We start from the raw sequence: 12657 nt of genomic DNA, 5'->3' as shown, positions 1-12657 counted from the left end.
TTGCGCGAGCCGTTCCTGGGTTTTGACGCCACGCCTTCGGCACGCTGATCTGACCGGCGCACCGCAAGTCTGGTCATCTCAGAATGCCACCTTGTCGCCACCCTTGAGCGCCAGCATCGCGCGGGCCTCATCCGGGGTGGCGATCTCCCGGCCCAGACCTTCGACGATCTGCCGCACTTTCCTGACCTGATCGGCATTGGATTCAGCCAGTTGCCCGCGCCCGATCCAGATCGAGTCTTCCAGCCCGACGCGCACATGGCCGCCCATGGCCGCCGCCATCGCCGCCACGCGGAACTGTGCAGCGCCCGCGCCCAGAACCGACCATTCATAGGCATCACCGAACAACCGGTCGGCAGTGCGTCTCATATGTGCCACGTCTTCAGGATGGGTGCCGATCCCGCCCAGAATGCCGAATACCGACTGCACCAGAAACGGCGGCTTGATCAGCCCACGGTCAACGAAATGCGCAAGGTTATAGAGATGCGAGGTGTCATAGCATTCAAACTCGAACCGCGTGCCGTTGCCATAGCAGGCCTCGAGCACATATTCGATGTCCTTGAACGAATTACGGAACACCAGATCGCGCGAACCTTCTAGATGCTCGCGCTCCCATTTGTGCTGGAACTCTTTGTATTTGTTCAGCAGTGGAAACAGGCCGAAATTCATCGACCCCATGTTCAGGGATGCAACCTCGGGCTGAAACTGCATGGCCGGGCGGGCGCGTTCCGCCACGGTCATGTATGGGCTGCCGCCGGTGGTCAGATTGATTGCGGCATTGGTGGCTTGTTTGATACGTGGCAGGAAGGCGGCAAATGCCTCGGGTGACTGATCGGGCTGACCGGTTTCCGGGTTTCTTGCATGCAGATGCAGAATTGCCGCACCCGCTTCGGCTGCCGCAATCGCCTCGGACGCGATCTGATCGGCGGTGATCGGCAAATGAGGCGTCATGGTGGGCGTGTGGATCGCGCCCGTAATGGCGCAAGTGATGATGACCTTGTTCGATGCCATGTCGTGTCCTTTTGGAGAATTGGCCGGGGCAAGTGCCACCCCGGCCCGCCGTCAGATGTCGTTCACTTGCCCCAGCTGACGCCGGTCAGGTCAACCGCCTGGGTCGGCTGGTTTTCCCACAACCCGGTCAGCCCCACCTTGGCCACCGTCGGAAACGCCAGTTCGAACAGATAGACGTTCACGTAATCCTCGGCGATCATCGTCTGCGCCTGTTGCAGCAGTTCGGTACGCGCAGCATCATCCGTGGTGGCGTTCAACTCGTCCATGATCGCGACAAATTCGGGCCGCCCGTATTGGAAATAATAATCGGGGTCAGCATAGATTCCGATGTCCATCGGCTCGGTGTGCGATACGATGGTCAGGCCGAAATCCTTGCCCTTGAACGTGGTTTCCAGCCACTGCGCCCATTCCTGATTCTCGATCTCGGCCGTGATCCCCACGGCGCGCAACTGGCTTGCGATAATCTCACCGCCGCGCCGGGCATAGGAGGGCGGCGGCAGTTTCAGCGTGGTGGTGAATCCGTCAGCCAGCCCTGCCTCGGCCAACAGCGCCTTGGATTTTTCGGGGTCAAAGTCGGACAGCCCGGTCAGATCTACATAGGCCGGGTGATGCGGTGCAAAATGGGTGCCGATGGGCGTGCCCTGGCCAAACATCGCACCGTTGATGATCGCCTGCCGGTCAATCGCATGGGCCACCGCCTCACGCACCTTCACATTGTCGAAAGGCGCCGTCTTGTTGTTCATGGCAAGGATCGTCTCGCCCTCGGTGTTGCCAATGATCACCTGAAACCGCGGATCTGCCTGAAACTGTGGGATGTTTTCGGGCGCGGGAAAGCCAAAGAACGCATCCACATCCTCGGCCATCACGGCGGCAAAGGCGGCGGTGGGGTCGGCGATGAACCGGAATGTCGCGGTTTCCAGCGGTGCGGGCGTGCCCCAGTAATCCGGGTTGCGGATCAGTTCGATCCGGTCACCCTGCACCCAGTTGGCGAATTTGAACGCACCGGTGCCGATCGGATTGTTGGCGTTCCCTTCGATAGATTCGGGCGCGACGATCACGGCATCGCCCCAGGCCATGTTGAACAGGAAACTGCCGGTGGGTTCGGACAGCGTGACCTTCACGGTCAGCGGATCCACCACATCAACGCTGGCGATGGACGCGAACAACCCCTTTTGCGCATTGGTGCTGTCGTCGCCGCGGGCGCGATCAAGGCTGAACTTCACATCTTCCGCGTCCATCACCGTGGCGTCGTGGAATGTCACCCCGTCGCGCAAATGGAACGTATATTCCAGCCCGTCGTCCGAAATATCCCACGACTCGGCCAGTCCCGGAACAACCGATCCGTCAGCGGCAAAACGGGTCAGCCCTTCGAACACGTTGGAATACAGCACCGTGTCGATGGCCCCCGCAGCCCCGCTGGTCGGGTCAAGGTTGGGCGGCTCAAGCTGTACGGCGACGGTTATGCCGGTCTGCGCGGTTGCGGCCGAAACTGTCGCAGTCGCGCCCAGCAATAGGGCACAGAAGATGGGTGTGATGCGCATATATTGTTCTCCCTGATCGATCGGTTATTTTGGCGCCAACAGGTCTGCAAGGGACAGCGCCATGACCGTCGCGCTGTCCATCATATCATCGACGCCAACATATTCATCCGGCTTGTGCGCCAGTTCCAGCAACCCCGGCCCATAGGCGACACAGTTCTTCAGCCGCCCGATCCTGTCGATATGTTTCTGGTCGTATGTTCCGGGAGAGGCGACGAATTCGGCCTCTCGCCCCATCACCCGCGCCACGTTGGCCGCCACAGTGCGCGCGATGGGCGCGTCTCGGTCGGTCATCGACGGCAGGACGTGGTTCAGTTCGCTCAGGGAATATTCGAAATTCGGGCGGGTTTGCACCAGATCGTCGAGCAATGCGCGCACTTCGTCGCGAACCTCATCCAAAGGTTCTTCGACCAGAAAGCGCCGGTCAATCACGATGCGGCAACTGTCAGGCACGCAGTGGGACGGCAAAGCGGTGCTGTTCTTGGGCCTTTCCGCCTGTCCGCCGTGGATCGAATTGATGTTCATGGTCGAGCTTCGCGCGCCCTCGGGCACCACGGGCATATCGGTGCGCCGGGCGGCCATGGCGGGGAACAGATCACGCTCGAACCGGTCGATCACCGCACCCATGTGACGCACGGCGCAGTCACCAAGGAAAGGCATCGATCCATGGGCAATTTCGCCGAATGTCTGGATTTCCGCCCACCATCCGCCGCGATGCCCCAGACACACCCGATCCTTGTTCAGCGGTTCGGGGATGATGACATGCTGCACCTTCTCAGGGCTGAAAAATCCCTGTTCGGCAAGATAGGCGACACCGCCAAACCCGCCTGATTCTTCGTCCGCCGTGCCGGAAATCTCGATTGCGCCGGCGAAATCCGGGAATTCGGCGATGAAGCATTCGGCAGCGATGATCGATGCGGCCAGCCCGCCTTTCATGTCGCAGGCGCCGCGCCCATAGATTTTGCCGTCAATAAGCTCTGCACCAAAGGGATCGCGTGTCCAGCCCATCCCCACCTCCACCACATCGATGTGCGAGTTGAAGTGAACACAGTCTCCCGCCCGCACCCCGTCGCGGTGCGCTATGACGTTCCAGCGCGGATATTCATCACAATCCCCCGGCGTGCCAGTGGCTCGGATCAGTTGCACCGCAAACCCTGCCCTGCCCAGCCGCGCCGCAAGATAATCGCAGATCTCGCGATAGTTTTCGCCGGGCGGGTTCAGCGTGGGGATGCGGATCAGATCCTGCGTCAACGCGATCAGGTCGTCGCGCCTTTCGGCGATGCGGGCGGTAAGGTCGGTCAGGCGGGGGTCAGCAACAGATTGATCCATGGCGCCACCTTGGCGCAGCCACCCCGCCGGTTCAAGAGCGCGCAACCCATGCGCCGGGCCGGGCGAATCAATCCGACCTGCCGTAGGGTCATCCGCGCCGCTTCGGACCGGATTTACAGCACCCTGTCCCGTTTATTCCAAAGCAAGGGGTCATAAAGTGGTCATCGGGCGATCTTTTCCGATGCAATCACAAAAACGATTGTTTTTCCACTCGGTTCCCGGGCATCCTTTTCCCAAGAGCGGGCAAAAGCCCGCCACCGATCAAGCCGTCAATCACCAGGAGGAAAACAATGAAATTCATTCTTAAGGCTGCGACCGTCGCGGCCATTGCCTTTGCCCCCGCAGCCGCCATCGCGGCCTGCGACGACGGCGAAACCGTTGTCAAGTTCAGCCATGTCACCAACACTGACAAACACCCGAAAGGTATCGCCGCGCAGCTTTTGATGCAGCGGGTGAACGACGAAATGAACGGCAAGCTGTGCGTCGAGGTCTTTCCGAACTCGACTCTTTATACCGACGAACAGGTGACCGAGGCGCTGTTGCGCGGCGACGTCCAACTGGCAGCCCCTTCGCTGTCGCTGTTCGAGCCGATCACCAAGGCCTATCGCCTGTTCGATCTGCCGTTCATGTTCAAGGATATCAATGCGGTTGATGCGTTTCAGGCCTCTGACATCGGTCGCGGGATGCTGGACAAGATGCAGCGGCGCGGTCTTCAGGGGTTGGCCTATTGGCACAACGGCATGAAACAGTTCAGCGCCAACAAGCCGCTGCTGGAACCCACGGATGCCAAGGGGCTCAAGTTCCGGGTCCAACCTTCTGATGTGCTGGTCGCGCAGATGGAGGCACTGGGAGCCTCGCCGCAGCCGATGGCCTTTGCCGAGGTTTACGGCGCGCTTCAGACCGGCGTTGTCGACGGGCAGGAAAACTCATGGTCCAACATCTATGGTCAGAAATTCTTTGAGGTGCAGGACGGCATTACCGAATCGAACCACGGTATCATCGACTATATGGTCGTCAGTTCCGTCGATTTCCTCGACAGTCTTGACGCTGATGTGCGTGACCAGTTTCTGACCATCCTGTCCGAAGTCACTGCCGAGCGTAACGCGGCCGTGGGCGACGTGGACAATCAGGCGCGGCAGGCGATTCTCGATGCAGGGACAGAGATCCGCGAACTGACCCCGGAACAGCGGGCCAATTGGGTCGCGGTGATGAAGCCCGTCTGGGAAAAATTCGCCGATGAGGTCGGACAGGAAAACATCGACGCCGCGCAGGCGATCAACGACTCGATGTGATCCCGCTGCGGGCCAAAACCGACCCGCAGTATCCGGTCAGCGTGTAATATTGCGCTCCGGGCGCGCGTCCCCAAAGGGGTGCGCGCCTTTTTCAGCAGTCCATTCGCGTCGCCCCCTATCGGAGACACCAAGCCATGACCCCACATGCAAGGCGCCGCGCCCGCGGCTTCGTCGACGAGATCGAGGAAACGCTGATCGCGACTCTTCTCGGTCTGATGACGTTGCTGACCTTTGCCAATGTCGTGCTGCGTTATGGGTTCAACGCCACCTTGATCTGGAGCCTGGAAGTCACGCTGGTTATGTTCGCCTGGCTGGTGCTGCTGGGCATTTCATGGGGGTTCAAGGTGCGTTCCCATCTTGGGGTGGATGCGCTGACCAACATGCTGCCACCGCGGCCGCGCAGGGTGGTCGCGCTGTTCGCCGGGGCGCTGTGCATCGCCTATGCACTGCTGTTTCTCAAAGGTGCCTGGGATTACTGGGCGCCTTTTGCCGACCTGCCAAAGACGACCGGACGCTGGTTTCCCACCGGAATTGACTGGGACGCGCGGCGGTACGGCTTTACCGAGACGGGCGACATCCCGATCCCGTTTGACGGGCTGCGAAACTGGCTGGAACAGACGTTCAATTCCTTTGTCGAGGACGGCGAAAAGCAGGTCGATTCCTATTCCAAGATGCCGGTTCTGGTGCCCTATATCGTGCTGCCCCTGTCGGCTTTGCTGCTTGTGTTCCGTATGTTTCAGGCGGTTGGGCGTGTCTGGACCGGCGCCGAGGAAAGCCTGATCGTCAGTCACGAGGCGGAAGATGCCGTCGAAAACGCCGCCGCACTGAACGAAAAGGCCTGACCCATGGAAATCGTCCTCCTGTTCGTGCTGATCGTCGGGCTGCTGCTGATCGGGGTGCCCATCGCGGTTTCGCTGGGCCTGTCGTCGATCCTGTTCCTGCTGGCATTCTCCAACACCTCGCTCGCCTCGGTGGCGCAATCGCTGTATCAGGCGATGGCGGGGCACTATACCCTGCTGGCCATTCCGTTCTTCATCCTTGCGTCATCTTTCATGTCGACGGGCGGGGTTGCGAAGCGGATCATCCGGTTCGCCATTGCCTGTGTCGGGCATCTTCAGGGCGGGTTGGCCATCGCCGGGGTTCTGGCCTGCATGATGTTCGCCGCCTTGTCGGGATCGTCGCCCGCCACCGTGGTCGCCATCGGATCGATCGTCATCGCGGCCATGCGTCAGGCCGGATACACCCGCGATTTTGCCGCTGGCGTGATCTGTAACGCCGGTACGCTGGGCATCCTGATTCCGCCCTCTATCGTGATGGTCGTCTATGCCAGCGCGACGGATGTATCGGTGGGCCGGATGTTTCTGGCCGGGGTGATCCCCGGGTTGCTGGCCGGTACCATGCTGATGCTGACCATCTATGTCATGGCCAAGATCAAGAACATGCCCAAGGGCGAATGGCGCGGCTGGTCCGAAATATTTGACAGTTTCCGCGATGCGTTCTGGGGGCTGATGCTGATCGTGATCATCATGGTCGGGATCTATGGCATCCCCGGCGTCACCGGCGCGATCTTTACCCCGACCGAGGCGGCGGCGGTGGCTTCGGTCTATGCGTTCTTCGTCGCCACCTTTATCTATCGCGACATGGGGCCGCTGGCCGGGCGCGACGGCGGGCCACCGCTGCCGTTCTATCGCAACCCCCTGTCGATCATCACCGCATTCTTTCACCGGGACACACGCGACACCCTGCTTGACGCGGGCAAGCTGACGATCATGCTGATGTTCGTGATCGCCAACGCTCTGATCCTGAAACACGTTCTGACCGACGAACAGATCCCCCAGAGCATTGCGGCAGCGATGCTGGGGTCGGGGTTGGGGCCTGTGACCTTTCTGATTGTGGTCAACGTGATCCTGCTGATCGGTGGTCAGTTCATGGAGCCTTCGGGTCTTTTGGTCATCGTTGCGCCCTTGGTGTTTCCCATCGCGATGCAACTGGGGATCGACCCGATCCACCTTGGCATCATCATGGTGGTCAACATGGAAATCGGCATGATCACGCCCCCCGTGGGGCTGAACCTGTTTGTGACCTCCGGGGTGGCGGGCATGTCGATGATGGCCGTGGTGCGCGCCGCACTTCCGTTTCTGGCGGTGCTCTTCGTGTTCCTGATTATCGTGACCTATGTTCCGTGGATCTCAACATGGTTGCCGACACTGATGATGGGCCCGGAAACCGTGGTGAATTAGTGCCCTGTGGCGCGGCCTCCATCCCCCCGGGTGTGACGCCACCTGTCACCGCTGGTGTTCAATCCTGTCCAGGATAAACTCAAGCCTCTGGTCGCCGGGATAGTTTCCGTCCATCGCACCCTGTATCAATTCGCCACAAGACAGGCGATCGTTGGTGTTGCGGTCTTCGGAGACCGGTCGTCGCAATATGTGCGGTTCGCTCGGTGCTTCCATTAGGGGCCTCCGATCAATCTGACGATGCCCGGATGAGCGTCCGGCGCTCCGTCGGTGGCTTTATATCGGTCAGGTTACGCATGACCGACAAAACCGGTCAAGTATTTTCCAGCGCCAATGACCCCACCCGCGATCCGACTCGGGCAGCCACCAAAAATCTGTGTTTCAGAAGGGGATCAAGTGGTGCGGGCGGTGGGACTCGAACCCACACGGGGACAAGCCCCAACAGATTTTAAGTCTGGTCTGTCTACCATTCCAGCACGCCCGCACAGAGCGTAGTCATCAAACTTCAATATCGGGCCGATGTAGGTCCGTCAACAACCCAAAGCGGCAGCAAAGCCATGTAATCATTACTTAAACCCACCCGAAAGATAGATTTCAAGCCGGTCCGATATGGTATTCCAACAGGCGTCACATGCACGGCTTGTAGCGCGCGACCACGAACCGGACAAGCGGTTCAGCGCAGCCTACATGTCCCCTGCGCGGCGCAGGAAACGCAGTGTCAAAAGCACTCCGGCCAGCCCAAGCCCCGCTGCCAGCCCCAGCCACACACCAACACCGCCCCAGCCAAGAACAAACCCCAATACATACGAAAGCGGCGCACCCAGCCCCCAGTAACTGATGATCGCGATCACCATGGGCACCTTGGTGTCCTGAATCCCGCGCAGCAAACCCAGAGCGATCACCTGCGCCGCATCCACCACCTGAAACAGCGCCGCCGCCGCCAACAGAACCACGCCGGTCGAAATCACCACGCCGCGCACCGGATCGTCCGGATCAAGGAAGAGCCCGATCATCTGTTCCGGCAGCAGCAGGAAAACGGCCACCGTCAGCACGGCAATGACCATCGACAGCAGCGCCACCATGGCCGCACCGCGCCGTAGATGCTGCGCATCATCGCGCCCCGACGCCTGTCCGGCGCGCACCGTCGCCGCGTTCGACAACCCCAGTTGAACCATGAATGTGGCCGAACTGATCTGCAACGCAATGCCGTGCGCGGCCAGCGCCACCGGACCCAGCCACCCCATCATCAGAGAGGATGCCGCGAACAGCCCCACCTCGGCCAGATTGGTCAGACCGATGGGCCAGCCCAGCCGAAACACCCGGCCCAGCGCCTCGATGTCGGGCCGCCAGAACCGCGTGAACAGCTCATGTTCCGGTTGTGCGATCCGGGTATAGGCGATCGTCGCCGCCAGTGACACGCAATGGACGCAAAGCGATGCAATCGCCGCCCCCTCGATCCCCAGTTCTGGCATGCCCCAGTTGCCGAAGATCAGCGCATAGTTCACCACCACGTTAACGGCGACGGCGATCAGTGTGATCCACAGCACCACGCGCGTCCGCTCCAGCGCCGCAAGAAAGCTTTTCAGGACCATCACGCCCAGCGCCGGAAACAATCCCCAGGCGAGAATACCCAGATACCGCGAGGCCATGTCGGCCACTGCCGGATCCTGCCCCAGCCAAACCAGCCAGATCTCGGACACCAAAAGCAGCGGCACGGCCAGCATGGCAAATGCGATGGACACCCACAGCCCCATGCGCGTCACCCGCCGCACCTGCGCCGGTTCGCCCGCACTTTGCGCCCGCGCCACCATGGGCATCACGGCAAAGGCAAACCCCGAGCCGAACAGGAACATGACAAACCACAGCGATCCGCCCAGAACCTCGCCCGCCAGCGCGCCGATATCGTACCACCCGAGCATGATCGCATCAGTCAGGGTGATCGCGAATTGCGCCAGATGGCTGCCGATCAGCGGCAGACCCAGCGTCAGGATTGAACGCACATGCCCCCCGCGGGACATTGGGGACGGCAATGAGGCGGAAATGTCGGACATGCACTGCTGCTAGCCGACGCGGCTGTCCCGGGCAAGAGCACGCATCACCCGGCCGCTGACATCGGTTTGCAGTTGCGATCCCGGACGCAGCAGCCGGAGTCAAACCAAGCGCTGCATCAACCGCTGTGCCGCCGCAAAAGTCAGGCGATGCGGCCGGTTGCGATCGCGCATCAGGCCCATCGACATCTCGCGCAGCGACAGCGACGCAAGCGCGCGGCGCCGCCTGTCCCTTGCACGCATGAGTATGGATTGATCGGGCATATCGGCCTCCGTCACGGAATGTCTGAACCGGAGACTGCTTGGTGAACATGGCGCGATCGTGGCCCAGAAGGTTCGATTTGCGGGACAATTCCAGCAAAAGGAAACAATGCGGCGACCACGAAAGATTGGATACATCCAATACGGTCACACAATACGCGGTGCGCTGTCCGACGGCGGTGGCAGCGAAATCGCCGAACTGCACCCCTCCGGGCAGGGCAGCCTATGCCAAGGATCACATGCGTCCAGATGAGACTGAAATGTCGCAAAGGCAGCAACACCGGCTGGACCGACAGCGGCGAACGGGAAATTACTGTGAAAACTGTCGCATATCTGTTGCGCGCCAGTTGATCGGGCCTCGGATGCGGGAAACGATCTTTCGCGCCCGCCCTTCGCCGTGTAAGACGGGTGCGACCCAAACAGTATGAGCACACCCATGGCCGATGATCTCCTCTCCGGCGCGTCCGAACCTGTCTATGACGCCTCCTCCATCGAGGTTCTGGAAGGATTGGAGCCCGTTCGCAAACGCCCCGGCATGTATATCGGCGGCACCGATGAACGCGCCCTGCACCATCTGGTGGCCGAGGTTCTGGACAACTCGATGGACGAGGCTGTCGCAGGCTATGCAACGCGGATCGAGGTTGAACTCCACGCTGACTATTCGGTGACGATCAAGGACAACGGGCGCGGCATCCCGATTGACCCGCACCCAAAATTTCCCGGCAAATCCGCGCTTGAGGTGATCCTGTGCACCCTGCACGCGGGCGGCAAATTCGGCGGGGATTCGTATCAGACCTCGGGCGGGTTGCACGGGGTTGGCGCATCGGTCGTCAACGCCCTGTCGGATTCCATGGTCGTGCAGGTCGCCCGCAACAAAGAGCTGTACGAACAACGGTTCTCGCGCGGCATTCCCCTTGGCCCGGTTGAAAAGGTCGGCGCCGCCCCGAACCGGCGGGGCACCTCGGTGACATTCCACGCCGATGAACAGATTTTCGGATCGATCCGGTTCAAACCGGCACGGATGTTCAAATCCATCCGCTCCAAGGCTTACCTGTTCTCGGGCGTCGAAATCCGCTGGAAATCCGCCATTGATGACGGCGAAACCCCGACCGAGGCGGTGTTCCACTTTCCCGGCGGTCTGGCGGATTACCTGACCGAAACTCTGGGCCGCGCACTGACCTATGCCGACAAGGCCTTTGCGGGCAAAGTGTCGTTCGCGGAAAAGTTTTCCCAGCCCGGCAGCGTCGAATGGGCGATCAACTGGACTCCGTCGCGCGACGGGTTCACCCAGTCCTACTGTAACACCGTCCCCACGCCCGAGGGCGGCACCCATGAAACCGGCTTTTGGGCGGCGATCCTGAAGGGCATCCGCGCTTACGGCGAGCTGATCAACAATCGCAAGGCGAAGGACATCACCCGCGAAGACCTGTTGGCCGGGGGCTGCGCGCTTGTCTCCTGTTTCATCCGCGAGCCGGAATTCGTCGGTCAGACCAAGGACCGGCTGGCCACGACCGAGGCGGGGCGCATGGTTGAGGGTGCCGTGCGCGACCATTTCGACAACTGGCTGGCCTCCGACACCAAGGCGGCGGGCGCGATCCTCGACTTCCTCGTGTTGCGCGCCGAAGAACGGATGCGCCGGCGGCAGGAAAAAGAGACCGCGCGTAAAACGGCGACGAAAAAGCTGCGCCTGCCCGGAAAACTGGTCGATTGTTCGTCAAACGACCGGGTCGGCACCGAACTGTTCATCGTCGAGGGCGACAGCGCGGGCGGATCGGCCAAGATGGCGCGCGAACGCAAGACCCAGGCCCTGCTGCCCCTGCGCGGCAAGATCCTGAACGTGCTGGGGGCCGCATCGTCCAAACTGGGCCAGAACGTCGAGATTTCCGATCTTTCTCAGGCGCTTGGAGTCGGGATGGGTTCGAAATTCGTGCTCGATGATCTGCGCTATGACAAGATCATCATCATGACCGACGCCGATGTGGACGGCGCGCATATCGCTGCACTTTTGATGACGTTCTTCTTTACCCAGATGCGGCCGATGATCGACGCCGGCCACCTGTATCTCGCCTGCCCGCCGCTGTTCCGGCTGACCCAAGGGGCCAAGCGGGTCTATTGTCTGGACGAGGCGGAAAAGAATGCATGGCTGGCCAAGGGGCTGGGCGGCAAGGGCAAAATCGACGTGTCGCGGTTCAAGGGTCTGGGCGAAATGGACGCGAAGGATCTGAAAGACACAACAATGAACCCATTGACCCGCAAATTGATCCGCGTGACGATAGACGAGGACGAACCCGGTGAAACCGGCGATCTGGTCGAGCGGCTGATGGGCAAGAAACCGGAATTGCGGTTTCAGTATATCAGCGAGAACGCGAGGTTTGTGGAGGAGTTGGATGTTTGAGGACGATGCAAATGTCGAATTGGATCTGCCGGAAAATATGATACCCCGCGCATTGCGCGGTCTCGGAATCACACCGGCCTTTGATCGGCTCATAGATGATTTATCTGAACCTGATGGTTTTTTTGCCCGCGCGGCCTATCGATTTTGTCGAGGTTATCGAAGAATTCGTCCTGATGCAGTAGGAAACAGATGCGCGTTCGATCCAAGCTGCTCGCGTTACTGCGAAATTATGTTTCGGTATCACTCCGCGCCTTTGGCATTGGGATTGACAATTAAAAGACTTTACAGCTGTACTGCTGCCAATGGGGGTTTCGACCTTCCAGACGATATTAAAGCTCGACTGAAGGGGTAAAATCAGATGGCGGCAAAATACAAAATTGTTAGCATAGGTGCTGCCTTTAGCGACAAAGCTATACGAGAATTCGAAAATAGGCTAACGTCAGAAGCTGGTTCTGGTTGGGAGCTCCATACCGTCTTTTCGGTTCAAAAAACGGGCTGCTTTGGCTCCTCCGATGGGAATACCTATCTCGCAGTATTTAGAAACGACCA

Annotated in this window: 10 protein-coding genes and 1 tRNA gene; 5 read left to right on the top strand and 6 right to left on the bottom strand. The window is 60.2% G+C overall.

The window, feature by feature from the left end:
- Nucleotides 1–78: 78 nt before the first annotated feature.
- The 3 genes from FQ320_RS09775 to FQ320_RS09765 form a co-directional block, all read right to left on the bottom strand.
- Nucleotides 79–1008, bottom strand: coding sequence for a 3-keto-5-aminohexanoate cleavage protein (locus tag FQ320_RS09775; protein ID WP_148471674.1), 930 nt, complete (start codon nt 1006–1008; stop codon nt 79–81).
- Between the two features lie 62 nt (nt 1009–1070).
- Entirely contained in the window at nt 1071–2549 is a 1479-nt protein-coding gene (locus FQ320_RS09770) for an ABC transporter substrate-binding protein (protein WP_148471672.1), read from the bottom strand.
- Nucleotides 2550–2573: 24 nt separating this feature from the next.
- Nucleotides 2574–3875, bottom strand: coding sequence for an acetylornithine deacetylase/succinyl-diaminopimelate desuccinylase family protein (locus FQ320_RS09765; RefSeq protein ID WP_148471670.1), 1302 nt, complete (start codon nt 3873–3875; stop codon nt 2574–2576).
- A 290-nt stretch (nt 3876–4165) separates the two neighbouring features.
- Between FQ320_RS09765 and FQ320_RS09760 the strand changes: the two genes are divergently transcribed.
- The 3 genes from FQ320_RS09760 (at nt 4166) to FQ320_RS09750 (ending at nt 7407) form a co-directional block, all read left to right on the top strand.
- Nucleotides 4166–5167 carry a DctP family TRAP transporter solute-binding subunit gene (locus tag FQ320_RS09760; RefSeq protein ID WP_148471668.1) on the top strand — a complete coding sequence of 334 codons (1002 nt, stop codon included), beginning with the start codon at nt 4166–4168 and terminating at the stop codon, nt 5165–5167.
- A 134-nt stretch (nt 5168–5301) separates the two neighbouring features.
- Entirely contained in the window at nt 5302–6009 is a 708-nt protein-coding gene (locus FQ320_RS09755) for a TRAP transporter small permease (RefSeq protein ID WP_148471666.1), read from the top strand.
- Between the two features lie 3 nt (nt 6010–6012).
- Complete coding sequence (locus FQ320_RS09750) at nt 6013–7407, top strand: TRAP transporter large permease (protein ID WP_148471665.1); 1395 nt, start codon at nt 6013–6015, stop codon at nt 7405–7407.
- A 394-nt stretch (nt 7408–7801) separates the two neighbouring features.
- Here FQ320_RS09750 and FQ320_RS09745 read toward each other — a convergent pair.
- The 3 genes from FQ320_RS09745 to FQ320_RS25640 form a co-directional block, all read right to left on the bottom strand.
- A tRNA-Leu gene (locus FQ320_RS09745) sits at nt 7802–7888 on the bottom strand.
- 199 nt (nt 7889–8087) lie between these two features.
- Nucleotides 8088–9455: an MATE family efflux transporter gene (locus FQ320_RS09740; RefSeq protein ID WP_255509443.1), complete on the bottom strand. Its 1368-nt coding sequence runs from the start codon at nt 9453–9455 to the stop codon at nt 8088–8090.
- Between the two features lie 99 nt (nt 9456–9554).
- Complete coding sequence (locus FQ320_RS25640; protein ID WP_187393849.1) at nt 9555–9716, bottom strand: hypothetical protein; 162 nt, start codon at nt 9714–9716, stop codon at nt 9555–9557.
- 433 nt (nt 9717–10149) lie between these two features.
- Here FQ320_RS25640 and parE point away from each other — a divergent pair, with 433 nt between their 5' ends.
- Nucleotides 10150–12108, top strand: coding sequence for a DNA topoisomerase IV subunit B (parE, locus tag FQ320_RS09735; protein ID WP_148471663.1), 1959 nt, complete (start codon nt 10150–10152; stop codon nt 12106–12108).
- Nucleotides 12101–12460, top strand: coding sequence for a membrane protein insertion efficiency factor YidD (gene yidD, locus FQ320_RS09730; protein ID WP_148471661.1), 360 nt, complete (start codon nt 12101–12103; stop codon nt 12458–12460). Before parE ends, yidD begins: the two co-directional genes overlap by 8 nt.
- Nucleotides 12461–12657: the final 197 nt, after the last annotated feature.

This window comes from Oceaniovalibus sp. ACAM 378, from assembly GCF_008085915.1.
GTDB lineage: Bacteria > Pseudomonadota > Alphaproteobacteria > Rhodobacterales > Rhodobacteraceae > Oceaniglobus.
This window is presented reverse-complemented; position numbering and strand designations above follow the sequence as displayed.